The following is an 18641-nucleotide window of genomic DNA, read 5'->3' on the forward strand; positions in this document are numbered from 1 at the left end:
AGCCTGTACGGTACCGGGCCGCGTCCGCGGCCTGTCGTCACTGGAGCCTTGCTTGATCAAGCCGCGCACCCCGCCCGGGGTCATGGAGCTGCTGCCCCCTGACCAGATCGCCTTCCAGCGCATGCTGGACACGATCCGCCGCAATTTCGAACGATTCGGCTTCCTGCCGGTGGAAACGCCGGTCATGGAACTGTCGGAAGTGCTGCTGACCAAGTCCGGTGGCGAGACCGAGCGGCAGGTGTACTTCGTCCAGTCGACCGGCGCGCTGGGCAAGGCCTCCGAGGGTGCGGCCGGCGAGGGCATGCCCGAGCTGGCACTGCGCTTCGACCTGACCGTGCCGCTGGCGCGCTACGTCGCCGAGCACGAGCACGAGCTGGCGTTCCCGTTCCGCCGCTACCAGATGCAGCGCGTCTATCGCGGCGAGCGCGCCCAGCGCGGCCGCTTCCGCGAGTTCTACCAATGCGACATCGACGTGATCGGCAAGGACGCGCTCAGCGTGCGATTCGACGCCGAACTGCCGGCGGTGATCCACGCCGTGTTCTCCGAGCTCGATATCGGCGCCTTCACCATCCAGCTCAACAACCGCAAGCTGATGCGCGGCTTCTTCGAGGCCCAGGGCATCGCCGACGGCGAGCTGCAGGCGCTGGTGCTGCGCGAGGTCGACAAACTCGACAAGCGCGGCGAGGATCATGTCCGCGAGACCCTGACCGGTGAAGGCTTCGATCTGTCCGCCGAAGCGGTCGCGCGCATCCTCGAGTTCGTCAAGGTGCGCTCGACGTCGCACGCCGATGCGCTGGCCAAGCTCGACGCGCTGGGCGAGGGCAACGACGCGCTGCGCGAAGGCGTCGCCGAACTGCGCGAGGTGCTGGAGCTCGTGCGCGCCCTGGGCGTGCCGGAAAGCGCCTACGCGCTGAACTTCTCGATCGCGCGCGGCCTCGATTACTACACCGGCACGGTCTACGAGACCACGCTCAACGACTACCCGCAGATCGGCTCGATCTGCTCGGGCGGCCGCTACGAGAACCTCGCCAGCCACTACACCAAGTCGAAGCTGCCCGGCGTGGGCATCTCGATCGGCCTGACCCGCCTGTTCTGGCAGCTGCGCGAAGCCGGCCTGCTCGGCAACGCCTCCGGCAGCACCGTGCAGGCGATGGTCGCGTTGATGGACGGCCAGTCGCTGACCGATGCGCTGGAGATCGCCCGTCGCCTGCGTGCGGCCGGCATCAACACCGAAGTGCAGATGGAAGCGCGCAAGATCGGCAAGCAGTTCCAGTACGCCTCGCGCGCCGGCATCCGCTTCGTCGCCCTTGCCGGTGACGACGAGAAGGCGCGCGGCGTGGTCGCGGTCAAGGACCTGCTGCGCGAGGAGCAGTTCGAAGTGCCGCTGGAGGAACTGGCGAGCACGCTGCGCGTGGAGCTGGAACAGTACCGCGCACTCGCCGGCCGCTAGGGCCAAGGCAAGCGCAGGCCGGGTGGACGATCAGGTCCGCCCGTGTCGTTCAGGACAGGGGACGCCGGCGCGCGAAGACGCGAGGCCGGCGCAGGTGGCAGTCAGCTGCAAGGTGAAACGATGAAACCGATCCGACTCGATGGCCGCTCGCTGACCCGCGCGCAGCTGGTGGACGTGGCCTACGGCGCGCACGTGCAGCTGGCGCCGGAGCAACTGCCGGCGGTGGCGCGCGCGGCCGAGTTCCTGGCCGAACAGGTCCGCCGCGAGGAACCCATCTACGGTGTGTCGACCGGCTTCGGCAGCAATGCCGACCGCCTGCTCGGCAATCACCACCTGCGCGACGAATTGCCTGGCGCCGCGCGCTCGGACATCACCCTGCACGAGGAACTGCAGCGCAACCTCATCGTCACCCACGCCGTCTGCGTCGGTGAAGCGTTCGCGCCGGAGATCGTCCGCGCGATGCTGTGCATCCGCATCAATACGCTGATGCGCGGCCACTCCGGCATCCGCGTCGAGACCCTGCAGGCACTGACTGCGATGCTCAACGCCGGCATCGTGCCGGTGGTGCCGCAGCTGGGTTCGGTTGGCGCCAGCGGCGACCTGGCACCGCTGTCGCACCTGGCGATCGTGCTGCTCGGCGGTGGCGAAGCCTTCTTCGAAGGCGAGCGCGTCCCGGGTGGCGAAGCGCTCAAGCGCGCCGGCCTGTCGCCGGTGACGCTGTCGTACAAGGAAGGCCTGGCGTTGAACAATGGCACCGCGCAGATGCTCGCCTGTGGCGTGCTCGCGCTGGCGCAGCTTGAGGATCTGCTCGACACCGCCGACCTCGCCGCCGCGATGACCATCGATGCCTTCGCCGGCCGCCTTGGCGCGTTCGCCGAGGAAGTGCACGCGCTGCGTCCGCACCCGGGCCAGGTGCACAGCGCCGCCCACCTGCGCGACCTGCTCGGCGGCTCCACGCTGGCCGACATCCCGTACCACCTGGTGCCGAAGTTCCGCGCCTGGCAGCCGCGCAGTTGGGACACGCCGGAATCGCAGGCGCTGCGTTTCGACATCGGCTGGGACTGGGTACCGTTCAGCCAGCGCCACGGTCGCGAGAAGTTCTACCTGCGCTTCCGCCCGTTCCGTGGTGGCAAGAAGCACCAGCCGCAGGACAGCTATTCGTTGCGCTGCATCCCGCAGGTGCACGGCGCCGTGCGCGACGCCGTCGCCCAGGCCGCGCGCGTGCTCGAGGTCGAGCTCAATGCGCTGACCGACAATCCGATCGTGTTCCCCGATGCCAAGGCCGAGTTCGTCGAGCAGCAGGTGATTTCCGCCGGCCATTTCCACGGCATGCCGCTGGCGCTGGCGATGAGTTACGTCAAAGCCGCCATCCCGGTGCTGGCGAGCATTTCCGAGCGCCGCCTCAACAAGCTGGTCGATCCGGCAACCAACGACGGCCTGCCGGGCTTCCTGATCGGCAACGAGGACTCGACCGAGTCCGGCCACATGATCGTGCAGTACACCGCCGCGGCCATCGTCAACGACCTGGCCAGCCGCGCGCACCCGGCATCGGTCTATTCGATCCCGACCAGCGCCAATGCCGAAGACCACGTCTCGATGGGCGCCAACGAGGCGCGCCACGTGCTGGCGATGGCCGACGACCTGGGCAAGGTGCTGGCGCTGGAGCTCTACACCGCCGCGCAGGCACTGGACCTGCGCCGCGACATGATCAACGCCGCGCGCGACCTGGCCGATCGTGCCGACGCGCGCGCACTGGCGGCGAAGGTGCAGGGCGCACCGGCGGTCGACAGTCCCGAATACGAGGCCTTCCTGGCCGAAGTCGAGGGCTTGCGCGCCGAACTGGCTGCGGCCGAGGAGTTCCACCCCGGACGCGCAGTCGCTGCGGCGCATGCGGCGATCCGCGCGGCGATTCCGTTCCTGGATCGCGACCGCGCCATGGACGGTGAAGTCGCCACCGCCGTGCGGCTGGTGAAGGAAGGCACCGTGCTGGCGGCCGCACGCGCCTGAAGGCCTTGCAGAGCCCCTCTCCCGCTTGCGGGAGAGGGGTTGGGGTGAGGTCAAACGGGGCGGTATGCCTTCCGTTCTCTTTTGCGTTCGTGGTCAGCGGGGGGAGGAGGTGGGGTGTATTCCGCGAACCTCCGCTTCGCTCCGTGATTGTTCGCGCAATACACCCCACCCCCTCCTTCCCGACGCTGCAGTTGTTTCATTGACTTCGCGTATTGGCTCCATGCGCTGCCCGCATGACATGGCAGCAAGGGCGGGACTCGGGCTGTGCCGTTAGGGGGCGGTGTCCGTGCCCTCGCTCGGTCGGGAGCTCGGTCCCGGACGCCCGCGAAAGGATCACGTGGTTTCAAACCCGCTTGGGTGCGTACGCCGATGTTGCTGACGCTTGTTTGCGAAGCAACGTCCATGGGTTCCCGCCTACGCGGGAATGACGGTCATGAAAGCAACGACGCTGGGTCCCCGCCTTCGGGGATGACGACATAAAGCCCCTCTCCCGCTTGCGGGAGAGGGGTTGGGGTGAGGGCCGCCGAAGACCGTGCAACAAAGCACCGAAGCGTCGTCCGCCGGGCCGGGGATTGCGCAGCAGTGGGCCATGGATGGCCCACGCCCCGCCTTCGGACAGGATGTCCGACGAAGGGGCGGAGCAATCCCCGGCCCGGCGGACGGCGCCATTCCGCAGACGCAAGCCCAATACGCACCAGCACCAGCAGGTCCCTCACTTCGTTCGGGACGACAGTGGTGTTTGGGACGACAGGCCTAGACCGTCTCCACCTGTGACGTCCGCACGCAGTCGCGCCCGTCCGCCTTGGCCCGGTACAGCGCCTGGTCGGCCAGTTGCAGCAGCGGGTCGATGCCGCCGAAGGAGACCGTCTCGATCGCATGCACGCCGATGCTGGCGGTGACGGTGATATGGCTGTCGTCGCTGTGGAACGGCTGGTCGCGCAGATGCTGGCGCAGGTCCTCGGCGACCTGCTTCGCGGCCGACAGGTTCAGACCCGGCAGCACGATCACGAACTCCTCGCCGCCGAATCGTGCCAGCAGTGCATCGTGATGCGGGCGCAACCCATGGCCGAGCGTCCGCGCAGCCCAACGCAGGCAATCGTCGCCGATCAGATGGCCATGCTGATCGTTTATCAGCTTGAAGTTGTCCAGGTCGATCATCAGCAGTGACAGCGGTCGACGATGCTCGCGCGTCTGCCGCAGCAACGCCTCGAAACGGTCGCGGAAATGACTGCGGTTGTGCAGACCGGTCAGGGCGTCGCGCTGGCTGCTCTCGCGCAACCGCGCATGCGCGTCCTCGAGTTGCCCCAGCGCACTTCGCAACTCGACGGTGCGCTGCTCGACCTTGTGTTCGAGCTGGTCCCTGGCCTCGCGGACGATGCGCTCGTTCTCGTTGCGCAACGCCGCATAGCGGTGGCCCAGCGCGATCGACAGCAGCAGCATCTCCAGCGCCGAGCCGATCTGCACGCCGTATTCGGTGATGAAGGTCTTGGGCATCATGCCGAAGGCGATGGCGACGAACAGGCCGGTGCCGAGCAGGAACATCGCCCACGCCAGCAGGAACAACTGCGCCGGCGCATAGCCGCGGCGCACGATCGCGATCGACACCACCGCGATCCAGGCGATGCTGACCAGCACCGCCGCCGACGCGATCGGCGTGGAGATGTGGTACGGCAACCACGTCGATGCGATGCCGAGCAGGGCGAAGAAGCTGATCAGGCCCAGGCCGATCCGGTCACCGATGCGCCAGCGCCCGCGCAGGCCGAGGAAGATGCGGGCGAACTGCTGCATGCCGATCTGCGCCAGGCAGATCGACAACGGCACCATCCGGTCGCTGAGCCATGACGATTGCGGCCACAGGTACTCGAAGCCGAAGCCGTTGAGCGTGAACAGCACCAGCCCGAACGCCGACAGGTGGAACAGGTACCAGAAGTAGCTGGCATCGCGCAGGCTCAGCCACAGCGCCAGGTTGTAGAAGAACAGCGCCAGCAGGATGCCGTAGTACAGCCCGATCACCAGCTGCGAATCCCGCGAGAGTTCGGCGAATGCGACCGTGGTGTAGAGGTCGAGCGGCACCTGCATCGAACTTTCGCTGCGCACGCGCACGAACACGTCGACAGGCTGGCCGGGCGGCAGGTTCAGCCAGAAGTTCGGGTGCCGGTAGCGGACGCTGCGCGCGCTGAAGGGCAGGTGGTCGCCACCGGCCTGGAACGTGGTGTGCCCGTCGGGATAGCGCGCGTACACGTCGATGCTGTCGCTGAGCGCGTAACTCTGCACCAGCAGCCAGCGTTGTTCGGGATTGCCGTTGTTGACGATGCGCGTGTGGAACCAGAAGGCGCCGGGGCGGAAACCAAACGCGCTGCGGCCGCCCGGCAATGGCGCGAACTTGCCCTGTGCCAGGTGCGTTGCGGCGGCGTCGACATCGTCGCGGGCGTCGACGTCGTGGTAGTAGCCCAGATAGGGCGACAGCGACGCTTGTTGGATGTCGGCACCCAGTTGCAGGGTCGCTTGAGCGGTAATTGCGGCCTGTGCTGGCGCAGCCAGAAGCAGGCACAGGCCTGTCAGCCAGAGCCACCACGAACACCTCGAGCCACGTCCCATGTTTCCCCCTTGCCCGGTCGCCGGTCCCGTCGCGGAGGCAACGGGGTGGCGTGCGCGCAGCTTATGCGCGCTGCAATCGATTGCGCCATCCGTCCCCTCGGGGCCGGATGGCAGCTATATCCGTATCAAAAGGCAAACGGCGTGAATGCCGTGAACAGGCCTCCGACGAGGGTCGGGCCACGGGCGAGGCCTGGTTGACAGGGGTCAGTATGACAGATTAATGTATTAGCACGTTAATACATTAGTACAAAGCCATGAAGCGACGCCCTCCAGAACCCGATCGCGGTGACGACGACCTCGCCGGGCTTGCCTCGGCGCTGCTGGCGCTGCGGAGTTCGCAGGAGGTCCGGGCCTTCCTCGAGGACCTGTGCACGCCGGCCGAGCTGGAGGCGATGACCGACCGCTGGCGGGTGGTGCCGCTGCTGATCGACAACGTCCCCTATCGCGAGATCCACGACCGCACCCAGGTCAGCGTCACCACCATCGGGCGCGTGGCCCGCAGCCTCGAACGCGGCGCCGGCGGCTACGCCATCGCCTACCAGCGCCAAGTCGGCGAAGCCGACAAAAAAACTTCCGAGACCGGCGAGACCGGGCCGGCGTCCGCCCGCAGCAGCGACTAGTCGAGTTCCAGTCCATGAGTCCCCCAGCCAACACCCCGGTGCGCGATCGCCTGCGCATCGCCATCCAGAAGTCCGGCCGCCTGGCCGAGCCGGCGCGCGCGCTGCTGGCCTCGTGCGGCCTGAGCTGGCGCGAGAGCCGCGATCGCCTGTTCTGCTATGGCGAAAGCCTGCCGATCGACCTGCTGCTGGTGCGCGACGACGACATTCCGGGGCTGATCGCCGACGGCGTCTGCGACCTGGGCATCGTCGGTCGCAATGTCCTGCTCGAGCAGGACGGCGGCCGCTCCGGAAATGGCCAGCCATCGGCATTCCGTGAGTGGCGGGCGCTGGGCTTCGGCAGCTGCCGGCTGGCGCTGGCGGTGCCCGATGCCTGGGACTGGCAGGGACCGGAGCAGTTGACCGGCAAGCGCATCGCCACCAGCTACCCGGCGCTGCTCTCGCGCTGGCTGGAAGCGCAGGGCATTGCCGCCGACGTCGTGCTGCTGTCGGGCTCGGTGGAGATCGCCCCGCGCCTGGGACAGGCGGAGGCGATCTGCGACCTCGTTTCCAGCGGCGCAACGCTGTTGGCCAACCAGCTCAAGCCGGTGATGACACTGCTGGAAAGTGAAGCGGTGCTGGCCGGTCCGTCGGCGGAGTTCGACCCGGTCCGCGGCGAACTCGCCGACCTGCTGCTTCGACGCCTCGATGGTGCGCTGCGCATCCACCACAGCAAGCTGCTGATGTTCCAGGCGCCGCGAAACCTGCTGCCCAGCCTGCTGCCGCTGCTGCCGGATGCCGAGGCGCCGACCGTGATGCGCCTGGACGACGGCGACGACCTGGCACTGCAGGCGCTGTGCCACGGCGCTGTCACCTGGCAGCGGCTGGAGGAACTCAAGCGTGCCGGGGCGCGCGGGCTGATGGTGCTGCCGGTGGAGGGCATGCTGGCATGAGCGCCATCGCCACCGGTCCGCTGATGCGCCGCGCCGACTGGAACCGTCTCGATGCAGCCGAGCGTGCGCAGTTGCTTCGACGCCCCGCTCAACGCACGTCGGCCGTGACCACCACCGCCGTCGCCGCGATCATCGACGAGGTCCGCGACAACGGCGATGCCGCTCTGCGCGCTTTCGCGCTCCGCTTCGATGGGGTCGAATTGGGCGACTTGCGTGTTGGTGCCGACGAACTGCGTGCGGCGGTCGATTGCCTGCCTGCGGCATTGCGCCAGGCCATCGACGAAGCGGCCGCGCGCATCGCGCTGTTCCACGAGGCGGGCATGAGCAGCGCCTACGCCATCGACACCGCACCGGGCGTGCGTTGCGAGCGCGTGCTGCGTCCCATCCGTCGCGTCGGCCTGTACGTGCCGGCCGGCTCGGCGCCATTGCCGTCGACCGCGTTGATGCTGGGCGTGCCGGCACAGCTGGCGGGATGCCCCGAGGTGGTGCTGTGCACACCGCCACGCCGGGACGGCAGTGCCGACCCTGCGGTGCTGTACGCGGCGCAGCGTTGCGGCATCGATCGCATCTTCAAGGTCGGTGGCGCGCAGGCGATCGCCGCGATGGCCTTCGGAACCGGCAGCGTGTCGCGTTGCGACAAGCTCTTCGGCCCCGGCAACGCCTATGTCACCGAGGCCAAGCGCCAGGTCGCGATGAGCCAGGACGGCCCGGCCATCGACATGCCGGCCGGCCCCTCGGAGGTGCTGGTGATCGCCGATGGCGGCGCCAATGCCGCCTTCGTTGCCGCCGACCTGCTGTCGCAGGCCGAGCATGGTCCGGATTCGCAGGTGGTGCTCCTCAGCGACAGCGATGAACTGCTCGACGCGGTCGCCATTGAACTGTCCCGGCAAGTCGAAACCTTGCCACGTATTGCCATCGCCCTCCAGGCGCTCGAGGCTTCGTGCGCGATCCGGGTCGAAACGATCGACCAGGCGCTGCAGGTCAGCAACCAATACGCACCCGAGCACCTGATCCTGGCCGTGCGCGAAGCGCGGCGCTGGCTGCCACAGGTGCAGGCAGCCGGCTCGGTATTCCTCGGCGACTGGGCACCGGAGGCGCTGGGCGACTACTGCAGCGGCACCAATCACGTGTTGCCGACCAGTGGCGCGGCGCGCTTCAGCGGCGGCCTCAATGTCGCCAGTTTCCAGATCGCCATCACCGTGCAGGAAGTGCAGCCGCAGGGGATCGAAGCGATCGGTCCTTGCGCGGTCGAGCTGGCGCGCGCCGAAGGGCTCGACGCGCACCTCCAGGCCGTTGCGCTGCGCCTGCAGGCGGTGGCGGCATGAGCGCGGCCGCCGATGCGTTGAGCATCGCCAGCAGCCCGCTGTTGCTGGTGCGCGAAGACCTGCGCGGCTTTGCCGGTTATCAGTCGGCGCGCAGCCAGCGCCTGCAGGGCAGCGTCTGGCTCAATGCCAACGAATCGCCGTGGCGCAATGACGCAGATGGCGACGGAACGCTGCGCCGATATCCGGATCCGCAACCCCAGGTGTTGCGCGAAGCATTGGCCGGGCTGTATGGCTGTGCCCCCGAACAGCTGCTGGCGGGGCGCGGCAGCGACGAAGGCATCGACCTGCTGGTGCGGGCGGTGTGCCGGCCGGGCGAAGATGCGGTGCTAGTCACCACGCCCACGTTCGGCATGTACGCGGTCAGTGCGCGTCTGCACGGCACGCGCGTGGTCGACGTGCCGCTGGTGGAGGATGCACGGGGCTGGCAGTGCGACTTCGCGGCGATCGCTGCGGCAGTGCGGCGTGATGGCGTCAAGCTCGTGTTCCTGTGTTCGCCCGGCAACCCGACCGGAGCGCTGCTGCCGCTCGATGACATTGCGCGACTGGCGCGCGACCTCGATGGCCAGGCGCTGGTCGTCGTCGACGAGGCCTACGTCGAGTTTGCCGATGCCCCCTCGGCGATCAGCCTGTTGCCGGCGCAGCGCAACGTGGTCGTGCTGCGGACCCTGTCCAAGGCACACGCACTGGCTGCGGCGCGCATCGGCAGCGTGATCGCCGATGCTGATCTGATCGAATTGCTGCGGCGCTGCCAGGCGCCGTATCCATTGCCGGCCGCCTGCACTGCGCAGGCATTGCAGGCACTGGCACCGCAGGTGCGATCGGTCACCGGCGAGCACATCGACACCGTGCGCGGCGAGCGCGAACAACTGGGCTCGGCGTTGGCCGCCTTGCCGGGTGTGCGCCGCGCCTACGACTCGCGCGCCAACTTCGTGCTCGCGCGCTTCGACGATGCCCAGGCGGCGTTCGACGCCCTGCTGGCGGCCGGTGTGGTGGTCCGCGACATGCGATCCGCGCCGGGGCTCGCCGACGCGCTGCGCATCAGCCTGGGAACACCCGAACAGAACCGGCAGGTGCTGGCGGTGCTCAGCGAGGGCCTGCGATGAGTGCCACGCCCATCCTGTTCGTGGACCGCGACGGCACCCTGATCGAAGAGCCGTCCGACTTCCAGATCGATCGCTTCGACAAGCTGCGCTTCGTCGCCGGCGTGATCCCGGCGATGCTGCGCCTGCGCGATGCAGGCTACCAGTTCGTGATGGTCACCAACCAGGACGGCCTCGGCAGCGCGTCGTTCCCGCGCGCGGACTTCGATGGCCCGCACGGCTTGATGATGCAGGTGTTCGAAAGCCAGGGAATCGCCTTCCGCGACGTGCTGATCGACACCAGCCTGCCGGCCGACAACGCACCCACGCGCAAGCCCGGGATCGGCCTGGCGCTGCCGTTCCTGCAGGACCGCACCATCGACTGGACGCGCTCGGCGATGGTCGGCGACCGCGAGACCGACAACGCGTTTGCCCGCAATCTCGGCATCCGCGCGTTCCAGTTGCGCACCGCGCAGTTCGGCGGCGAATGGGACTGGAGCGGCATTGCCCATGCCCTGGCCGATGCGCCACGTACCGCGCGCGTCAACCGCACGACCCGCGAGACCCGGATCGAAGTCGGCCTGGACCTCGATCGTGGCGCCGAGCCGGTGGTCAGCACCGGACTGGGCTTCTTCGACCACATGCTCGAGCAGATCGGCAAGCACGGTGGTTTTGCCCTGGAGCTGCGTTGCGACGGCGACCTGCACATCGACGAGCACCACACCGTCGAGGACAGTGCGCTGGCGCTCGGCCAGGCGCTGCGTGAGGCGCTCGGCGACAAGCGCGGCATCGGCCGCTACGGCTTCACCCTGCCCATGGACGAAAGCCTGGCCAGCGCCGCGCTGGATTTCTCCGGGCGCCCGTACTTCGTTTTCGACGGCGCGTTCAGCCGCGAGTGCGTGGGCGGCCTGCCGACCGAACTGGTGCCGCACTTCTTCCGCTCCCTGTGCGAGGGTGCCGGTCTGAATCTCAACCTGCGCGTGCGGGGTGACAACGACCATCACAAGGTCGAAGCCTGCTTCAAGGCGGTCGCGCGTTCGCTGCGCCAGGCGATCCGGCGCGAAGGCAATGAGCTGCCCAGCACCAAGGGCAGCCTGTAGGCCCCGGGCAAGGAATGAATGTGATTGCAGTGGAATACAACGGAGCGCAACGCAAGTGACGCAGGTCGTACTCATCGACTGGGGTGGGGGGAACATCGGCTCGGTGCGTTACGCGCTTGAGAGGTTGGGAGCGCGCGCGGTACTCAGTGCCGACGCCGACACCATCACGGCCGCGCAACGCGTGATCCTGCCCGGGGTCGGCGCGGCGCCGCCGGCGATGGCGCGGCTGCGCGAGCTCGGGCTGGTCGAGCCGATCCGTCGGCTACGGCAGCCGCTGCTCGGGATCTGCCTGGGCATGCAGCTGCTGTACGAGTCCTCCGAGGAGGGCGACGTCGAATGCCTCGGGTTGTTGCCAGGCCGCATCGTCCGCATGACATCCGCACCGGGAGTACGCGTGCCGCACATGGGTTGGAACCAGTTGCAGCCGTCGCAGGCGACAGGGCTGCTCGATGGCATCGATGCCGGGGCGCACGCCTATTTCGTGCACGGCTATACGGCGCCGCTGAGCGGGGAGACCCTGGCCAGCAGCGAACACGGCACTGCATTCACGGCGGTGGCCGGTCGCGGCAACTGCTTCGGCGCGCAGTTCCACCCGGAGCGATCGGCAGCCGTGGGCCAGCGGCTGCTGGCGAACTTCCTGGCGATGGAGGCGGCATGAGCGCCGATCCATTGCTGTCGCCGGTGCCCGGCATGGAATTCGATCTGTACCCCGCCATCGACGTGCGCGACGGCCGCATGGTGCGACTGCGCCAGGGCGACTACGACCGCGAGACCCGCTATGAGGAACCGCCGGTCGAAATGGCGATGCGTCACGCACGGCAGGGTGCGCGCTGGCTGCACCTGGTCGATCTGGATGCCGCCCGCCACGGCGGTTACACCTTGCTTCCGCTGCTGCGCGTGCTGGCACGCACGAGCTGGCTGCGCGTGCAGACCGGCGGCGGCGTGCGCGGCGAAGAGGATGTGGCCGCCATCCTGGAAGCTGGCGCCGACCGCGTCGTAGTCGGCTCGCTCGCCGTGCGTGAACCTGAGCGGGTGCTGGGCTGGGTCGAGCGCTTCGGGCCCGAGCGCATCACCATCGCCCTCGACGCGCGTCAGGACGGCAACGGCGACTGGCAGTTGCCGGTATCGGGCTGGACCGAAAGCAGCTCGGCAAGTCTGCAGACGCTGGTGCGGCGGTTCGCCGAAGGCGGCGTGCGGCACCTGCTGTGCACCGACATATCCCGCGACGGCACGCTCGGCGGCCCCAACCTCGACCTGTACCGGCTGATCGTCAGGCTCGCACCGGAGCTCTACGTGCAGGCATCGGGCGGCATCCGCGACATCGCCGACATCCTCGCCGCACGTGCCGCCGGCTGCAGCGGCGCGGTGCTCGGCAAGGCGTTGATCGAGGGGCGCTTCGCCCTCGACGAAGCGCTCGACAGGGTACGCCAATGTTGAGCCGGCGCATCGTTCCCTGCCTGGACGTCCGCGATGGCCGCGTCGTCAAGGGCGTGCGCTTCCGCGATCATGTCGACATGGGCGACATCGTCGCGCTGGCGCTACGCTACCGCGACGAAGGCGCCGACGAACTGGTCTTCTACGACATCACCGCCAGCCCCGAAGGTCGCAGCGTCGATCGCGCCTGGGTCGAGCGCGTGGCACGCGAGATCGACATCCCGTTCTGCGTCGCCGGCGGCATCCGTTCGGTCGAGGACGCACGCGTTGTGCTCCATGCCGGTGCCGACAAGGTTTCGATCAATACCCCGGCGCTGGAGCGTCCGCAGCTGATCGGCGAGATCGCCGACGCCTTCGGCCAGCAATGCGTGGTCGTGGGCATCGACAGCCTGCGTGACGAGGATGGACAGTGGCGGGTGCGCCAGTACAGCGGCGACCCGTCGCGCACGCGGGCACTGCCGCAGCGCACGCTCGACTGGGTCGACGAAGCGCAGCAGCGCGGCGCCGGCGAGATCGTGCTCAATTGCATGGGCAGCGATGGCGTGCGCGAGGGCTACGACATCGAGCAGCTGCAGGCGGTGCGCCAGCGCTGCCAGGTGCCGCTGGTAGCCTCCGGCGGTGCCGGCACGATCGCCCATTTCGCCGAAGTGTTTCGCCAGGCCGACGTCGACGCGGCGCTGGCGGCCAGCGTGTTCCATTCCGGCGCGGTTCCCATCCCCGAACTCAAACGGCACCTGCGCGGGCAGGGCATCGAGGTGCGCGATGTCGGTTGAAGCCAGCACACTCACGGCCCCGTTCGATGGGCTGGCCTGGGACAAGCAGGGCGGCCTGCTGCCGGCGGTGGTGCAGGACGCCGACACGCTGGCGGTGCTGATGCTCGGCTACATGGATCGCGACGCCTTGAAGGCCACGCTCGACAGCGGCCATGTGACCTTCTTCAGCCGCAGCCGTCATCGTCTGTGGACCAAGGGCGAAAGCTCCGGCCATTTCCTTGAACTGGTGGCGGTGGAGGCCGACTGCGATGCCGACACCCTTCTGGTGCTGGCGCACCCGCTGGGCCCGACTTGCCACCTCGGCCGAACGAGCTGCTTTCCGCAGGCGCCGGCGTATGTATCGTTCCTGGGCGAACTCGATGCGCTGATCGCCACGCGTGAGCGCGAGCGTCCCGCCGGCAGCTACACCACCTCGTTGTTCGAGGGCGGCATGCGTCGCATCGCCCAGAAGGTCGGCGAGGAGGGCGTGGAAACGGCGCTGGCGGCGGTGGCGCAGCCGGACGAGGAGCTGGTCGGCGAAGCGGCCGACCTGCTGTACCACCTGATGGTGCTGCTGCGCGCGCGCGGCCTGGGGCTGCGCGAAGTGGAGGCGCTATTGAGAACGCGCCACCGCGCCTGACAGCGCAGGCGCCGCTCCCTCGCGGCCATGTAGGAGCGAGCTTGCTCGCGATCAGGCGCTGCAAACCCACCGTGCGCAAGGGGCATCGACAGGCCTGATCGCGAGCAAGCTCGCTCCTACGCGACGCTGGAGCGGTCCGGCGGCGCTTGCGGCAAAATGGCCACCTCAGCCCAAGGCTTCATCGGTACCGACACATGCCGCGATTCCATCTGCTCATTGCCCTGTGCCTGATGTTCAACTCCGCGGCGCATGCACAGGCGCAACCGGCACCGGTCTCCGGCACGGTCTACCAGGACAGCAACGGCAACCAGCGTCGCGACGCCTCCGAGCGGGGGATCTCCGGTATCAAGGTGTCCAACGGCCGTTACCTGGCCGTCACCGATGCACAGGGTCGCTATCGGCTGCCTGCGCTCGACGGCAGCACGGTGTTCGTGATCAAGCCTCCCGGCTACGCCACTGCCACGGGCGCGAACGGATTGCCGCTGTTCTGGCATCACGTTTTCCCGGCCGGTTCGCCGCAACTGCGATACGGCGGCATTCCTGCCACCACTGCGACCGAGCTGGATTTCGCCTTGCGCAAGCAGCCCCGGGTCGGTGGAGACCTGAAGATGCTGGTGTTCGGTGATCCGCAGCCCAAGAGCCTGGCCGATGTCGGCTACTACGAGCGCGACATCGTCGCTCCCCTGGTCGGCAGGCACGACGTGCGGTTGGGTCTGAGCCTGGGCGACATCGTCAACGACGACCTCAGCCTGTACCCGGCGCTGAACCGTGTCACCTCGCAGCTCGGCGTCCCGTGGATGCATGTGCCCGGCAATCACGACCTCGATTTCGATGCCGGCCGCGACGAGGACGCATTGCTGTCGTTCCGCAACGTGTTCGGCCCCGACAGCTACGCCTGGGAAGAGCCGCAGGCGAGCTTCATCGTGCTTGACGACGTGGTCTACCTGCCGGGCCAGCAACCTGCCTACATCGGCGGACTGCGCGAGGATCAGTTCGCGTTCCTGCAGGCCTACCTGGCGACGTTGCCGAAGGACCGGCGGGTGGTGATCTCGGTGCACATCCCGTTCTTCGAGCCGTATCCGGGCGTGGAGAGCTTCCGTCGCGTCGACCGCGATCGCCTGTTCGCGATGCTCAAGGACCACAGCCAGGTGCTGCTGCTGAGCGCGCACACGCACAACCAGCGCCACTACCGCCACGATGCCGCGACCGGCTGGCACGGTGCGCAGCCGCTGCACGAGTACAACGTCGGCGCGACCTGCGGCGCGTTCTGGTCGGGCGTCAAGGACGCGCAGGGCATTCCCGACACCACCATGAGCGACGGCACGCCCAACGGCTACGCCTGGCTGACCTTCAAGCCGGACGGCGAGTACTCGCTGCGCTACCAGGTCGCGCGCGCGCCGGCCGACCGCGCGATGGCGCTCTACGCGCCGAAGGTGCTGCGACTGGGGGCGTGGGCTGCCAACGGCGTCTATGCCAACGTCTTCATGGGCGACGCCGACAGCCGCGTCGAGTACCGCATCGACGAGGGTGCGTGGAAGCCGATGCGGCGCGTGTCGCAGCCGGACCCGACCCTGGCCGCGGAGAACCTGGCCGACGACAAGGCCGAGCAGTTGCGTGGTTACGACCGTTCGCCGGAAGCCGTGCCCTCGACCCACCTGTGGCGCGGTGTCCTGCCGACCGATGTCGGCGCCGGCGAGCATCGGATCCAGGTGCGGGTCTTCGATCGCTGGCGTGGCGAGTTGAGCGACCAGACCAGTTACCGTCTCGACCAGGCCAAGGAGTAGATCGATGGTTGCGACACTGCCCAACGACTTGCCGATCCAGCTGTTCGGCAATGCCGCGGCCTGGGAGAGGTGGCTGCTGGCCCACGCCAGCGCACCCGGACTGTGGCTGAAGATCGCCAAGAAGGACAAGGGCGTGGTCTCGGTGACCTATGCCGAGGCCCTCGACGTGGCGCTGTGCCACGGTTGGATCGACGGCCTCAAGCGCGCCTGCGACGACCAGTACTTCCTGCAGCGGTTCACGCCGCGTCGGCCGAAGAGCCTGTGGTCGAAGATCAACGTCGGCAAGGTCGAGCGGCTGATTGCCGAAGGGCGCATGCAGCCGGGTGGACTGCGCGAAGTCGAGGCGGCACGCGCCGACGGTCGCTGGCAGGCGGCGTATCACGCGGCCAGCGGCATGGAGGTGCCGCCGGAGCTGGCGGCGGCGCTGGCGAAGAACGCGAAGGCGCGCCGGTTCTTCGAACAACTCGACGGTACCAACCGCTATGCCTTCTGCTGGCGCGTGCATACCGCGAAGAAGGCGGAAACGCGCATTGCGCGTGCTGCGAAGTTCGTCGAGATGCTGGCCAGGGGCGAGAAGATCCACGCTTAGCGCTACGGCCCACGTCGTCCCGGCGAAAGCCGGGACCCACCTTTCGTTGCCTCCGTGCTTGCGGGCGAACCGAAGGTCAACATGGATCCCGGCTTTCGCCGGGATGACGGTGACGAGGCGGACGGGCTACGGGCCTGGATCCCGGCTTTCGCCGGGATGACGGTGATGAGGCGGACGGGCTTCGGGCCTGGGGCCCGGCGTTTGCCGGGATGACGGGGTCTCAGGCCAGTTCGATCTGGTCGAAGCGCTCGACTCGCGTATGTCCGTGCGCCGCCTCGCCCTGGCGCGGCTGCGGATAGTCGTCACGACGGTCGATCAACACGGTCTGCAGACTGGCCTCGCGCGCGGCATCGAGCTCCTCGACCACGTCGGACAGGAACACGATCTCGCAAGCCGGGATGCCGATCGACTCGACGATGTTGCGGTAGCTCTGCGCCTCGCGCTTGCCGCCCATCTCGGTGTCGAACCAGCCCGAGAACAGCGCCGTCAGGTCGCCCGCGTCGCTGTGGCCAAAGAACAGCCGCTGCGCCGGCACGCTGCCCGAGGAGTACACGAACAGCGGCAGCCCGTCAGCGTGCCAGCCGCGCAGTGCCGGTGCGGCGTCCGGGTAGATGTGCGCGGTGAAATCGGCGCTCTTGTAGCCGTCGGCCCAGATCATGCCCTGCAGGGCCTTGAGCGCGGTGTGCTTGCGGTCTTCGTCGATCCATCCCTGCAGCACCTCGACGATCATGGCGTCGTCGCACATGCCGCCATTCTCGGTGGCGACGGCATCGAGCCATTTGCGGACCGCCGGCTCCTTGCCGCGCGCGACGACAAAGCGGGGCAGGGCACGGCGGGCATACGGGAACAGCACGTCCTTGACGAAGGAGATGCTGCTGGTGGTGCCCTCGATGTCGGTGAGGATGGCGCGGGTGGTCATGGCGGTTCCGATTTCAGTTGTGTGCCCAACTGTGTGCCCGTCATCCCCGCGAAGGCGGGGACCCAGGGACTTTGTTGTTCGCGCCGAAGGCAACGACACTGGGTTCCCGCCTGCGCGGGAATGACGGCGTGGGGGGCGGGCAGGAGGCGCTGCGCCTCAGCCCGCCTGCCCCTTCTCATAACGCGGGAAGCGCTGGGCGATGTCGGTGCCGGTGAAGTGGCCGACCCAGCCATCGGGCTCGGTGAAGAAGCGGATCGCGATGAAGCTCGGCTCCGGACCCATGTCGAACCAGTGCCTGGTGCTGTCGGGCACGGCGATCAGGTCGCCCTGCTCGCACCGGATCTCGTAGACCTGCTCGCCGACATGCAGGGTGAACAGTCCGGAGCCGGCGACGAAGAAACGCACCTCGTCTTCCTTGTGGAAGTGCTCGTCGAGGAACTTGGCGCGCATGACCTCGCGCTGCGGATTGTCCGGGGCGATGCTGACCACGTCGACGGTCTTGAAGCCGCGCTCGCCGACCAGGCGATCGATGTCGGCGCGATAGGCCTCCATGATCTTTTCCGGCGCGTCGCCCGGGGCGACCGGCGCGCTGGCCTGCCACTGCTCGAAGGCCACGCCGATGCGCTGCAGTTCGCGCGCGATCTGCGCCTGGTCGGTAGTGGCCAGGCTCGGCGTGGTGGTGTCGGTTTCGCTGAAAATGCGCAAGCGGCTCATCGCTGCAGTCTCCTGATTTCAAGCTCGCAGCCGAGCAGGAATTCGAATGCTTCCAGGTGGCGTCGGGCCTCTGGCATGTCCTTGCCCCAGGCATACAGCCCATGGCCGTCGATCAGGTAACCCCACATCGCCTTGCGGTCGAGCAGGCAGTCGACCTGGGCGGCCAGCGTGTGCATGTCCTGGCTGTTGGGCAGTACCGGCAGCTCGACGCTCATCTCGTGAGTGGTGTTGCCGCTGAAGGCTTTCAAGAGCTCGTAGCCCTCCAGGTGCACGTGGCCCTGGCCGGAGTACAGGCGCGAAGCCACCGTCTGCACCTTGGAATGCGTGTGCAGGACGCAGCCGATTTCGGGGAAGCGCTTGTACAACTGGGTGTGCAGCAGGGTTTCGGCCGAGGACTTGTTGCTGGTCGCGACCGGCTTGCCGTCGAGGTCGACGACCATGATGTCGGACTCGGTCAGTCGGCCCTTGTCGCGTCCGGAGACGGTGATGGCGATGTGCCGGTCGTCCATGCGGCGCGAGAAGTTGCTGCTGGTCGCAGGCGTCCAGCCCAGCTCCGACAGCTCGCGCACGTTGACGATGATCTCCCCGGCGCAATGCGCCAGGCGCTGGGGGTCGTAGGGCAGTGGGGTGCTCATGGCGCAAAGTGTAGCGAAACAGGGAGCCTCGCCGTATTTCAGCGGTAGGCGGAAGTTCCGGTCCGG

Annotated in this window: 17 protein-coding genes; 13 read left to right on the forward strand and 4 right to left on the reverse strand. The window is 68.0% G+C overall.

Annotated elements, in window-relative coordinates; genetic code table 11:
- Positions 1–52: 52 nt before the first annotated feature.
- Positions 53–1450, forward strand: coding sequence for a histidine--tRNA ligase (gene hisS / locus AC3A3X_RS13950; RefSeq protein ID WP_487583623.1), 1398 nt, complete (start codon positions 53–55; stop codon positions 1448–1450).
- A 120-nt stretch (positions 1451–1570) separates the two neighbouring features.
- The gene (locus AC3A3X_RS13955; RefSeq protein WP_487583624.1) at positions 1571–3457 is read left to right on the forward strand and encodes an HAL/PAL/TAL family ammonia-lyase; all 1887 of its coding nucleotides are present in this window, start codon (positions 1571–1573) and stop codon (positions 3455–3457) included.
- A gap of 753 nt (positions 3458–4210) precedes the next feature.
- Here AC3A3X_RS13955 and AC3A3X_RS13960 read toward each other — a convergent pair.
- Positions 4211–6055 (reverse strand): sensor domain-containing diguanylate cyclase, encoded by a 1845-nt coding sequence (locus AC3A3X_RS13960; protein WP_487583625.1) that lies wholly within the window; start codon positions 6053–6055, stop codon positions 4211–4213.
- 254 nt (positions 6056–6309) lie between these two features.
- Between AC3A3X_RS13960 and AC3A3X_RS13965 the strand changes: the two genes are divergently transcribed.
- The 11 genes from AC3A3X_RS13965 to AC3A3X_RS14015 all read left to right on the forward strand — a co-directional run bounded on the left by AC3A3X_RS13965 (position 6310) and on the right by AC3A3X_RS14015 (position 16307).
- The gene (locus AC3A3X_RS13965; protein WP_487583626.1) at positions 6310–6675 is read left to right on the forward strand and encodes a YerC/YecD family TrpR-related protein; all 366 of its coding nucleotides are present in this window, start codon (positions 6310–6312) and stop codon (positions 6673–6675) included.
- A gap of 14 nt (positions 6676–6689) precedes the next feature.
- A complete protein-coding gene (gene hisG / locus AC3A3X_RS13970) occupies positions 6690–7604 on the forward strand; it encodes an ATP phosphoribosyltransferase (protein ID WP_487583627.1) in 915 nt (304 codons plus the stop codon).
- Between the two features lie 23 nt (positions 7605–7627).
- Positions 7628–8929, forward strand: coding sequence for a histidinol dehydrogenase (gene hisD, locus AC3A3X_RS13975; protein ID WP_487583660.1), 1302 nt, complete (start codon positions 7628–7630; stop codon positions 8927–8929).
- Positions 8926–10032 (forward strand): histidinol-phosphate transaminase, encoded by a 1107-nt coding sequence (hisC, locus tag AC3A3X_RS13980; protein WP_487583628.1) that lies wholly within the window; start codon positions 8926–8928, stop codon positions 10030–10032. The genes hisD and hisC overlap by 4 nt, the downstream gene beginning before the upstream one ends.
- Positions 10029–11108 carry a bifunctional histidinol-phosphatase/imidazoleglycerol-phosphate dehydratase HisB gene (hisB, locus tag AC3A3X_RS13985; protein ID WP_487583629.1) on the forward strand — a complete coding sequence of 360 codons (1080 nt, stop codon included), beginning with the start codon at positions 10029–10031 and terminating at the stop codon, positions 11106–11108. The genes hisC and hisB overlap by 4 nt, the downstream gene beginning before the upstream one ends.
- 55 nt (positions 11109–11163) lie before the next feature.
- Entirely contained in the window at positions 11164–11766 is a 603-nt protein-coding gene (gene hisH, locus AC3A3X_RS13990) for an imidazole glycerol phosphate synthase subunit HisH (protein ID WP_487583630.1), read from the forward strand.
- 32 nt (positions 11767–11798) lie between these two features.
- On the forward strand, positions 11799–12545 hold the full coding sequence (hisA, locus tag AC3A3X_RS13995; protein WP_487583661.1) for a 1-(5-phosphoribosyl)-5-[(5-phosphoribosylamino)methylideneamino]imidazole-4-carboxamide isomerase: 747 nt from the start codon (positions 11799–11801) through the stop codon (positions 12543–12545).
- The gene (gene hisF, locus AC3A3X_RS14000) at positions 12539–13315 is read left to right on the forward strand and encodes an imidazole glycerol phosphate synthase subunit HisF (RefSeq protein ID WP_487583631.1); all 777 of its coding nucleotides are present in this window, start codon (positions 12539–12541) and stop codon (positions 13313–13315) included. Before hisA ends, hisF begins: the two co-directional genes overlap by 7 nt.
- On the forward strand, positions 13305–13934 hold the full coding sequence (gene hisIE, locus AC3A3X_RS14005) for a bifunctional phosphoribosyl-AMP cyclohydrolase/phosphoribosyl-ATP diphosphatase HisIE (RefSeq protein WP_487583632.1): 630 nt from the start codon (positions 13305–13307) through the stop codon (positions 13932–13934). The genes hisF and hisIE overlap by 11 nt, the downstream gene beginning before the upstream one ends.
- A 194-nt stretch (positions 13935–14128) precedes the next feature.
- Entirely contained in the window at positions 14129–15718 is a 1590-nt protein-coding gene (locus AC3A3X_RS14010) for a calcineurin-like phosphoesterase C-terminal domain-containing protein (protein ID WP_487583633.1), read from the forward strand.
- A gap of 4 nt (positions 15719–15722) precedes the next feature.
- The gene (locus tag AC3A3X_RS14015) at positions 15723–16307 is read left to right on the forward strand and encodes a YdeI/OmpD-associated family protein (RefSeq protein ID WP_487583634.1); all 585 of its coding nucleotides are present in this window, start codon (positions 15723–15725) and stop codon (positions 16305–16307) included.
- A gap of 220 nt (positions 16308–16527) precedes the next feature.
- Here AC3A3X_RS14015 and mtnC read toward each other — a convergent pair whose 3' ends face one another.
- From mtnC to AC3A3X_RS14030, 3 genes are all read right to left on the reverse strand, one after another.
- Positions 16528–17226 carry an acireductone synthase gene (gene mtnC / locus AC3A3X_RS14020; RefSeq protein ID WP_487583635.1) on the reverse strand — a complete coding sequence of 233 codons (699 nt, stop codon included), beginning with the start codon at positions 17224–17226 and terminating at the stop codon, positions 16528–16530.
- Between the two features lie 156 nt (positions 17227–17382).
- Positions 17383–17940, reverse strand: a complete 558-nt coding sequence (locus tag AC3A3X_RS14025; RefSeq protein ID WP_487583636.1) for a 1,2-dihydroxy-3-keto-5-methylthiopentene dioxygenase — start codon at positions 17938–17940, stop codon at positions 17383–17385.
- A complete protein-coding gene (locus AC3A3X_RS14030) occupies positions 17937–18575 on the reverse strand; it encodes a methylthioribulose 1-phosphate dehydratase (RefSeq protein WP_487583637.1) in 639 nt (212 codons plus the stop codon). Before AC3A3X_RS14030 ends, AC3A3X_RS14025 begins: the two co-directional genes overlap by 4 nt.
- Positions 18576–18641: the final 66 nt, after the last annotated feature.

Source organism: Lysobacter sp. Soil_N_23 (genome assembly GCF_057656135.1).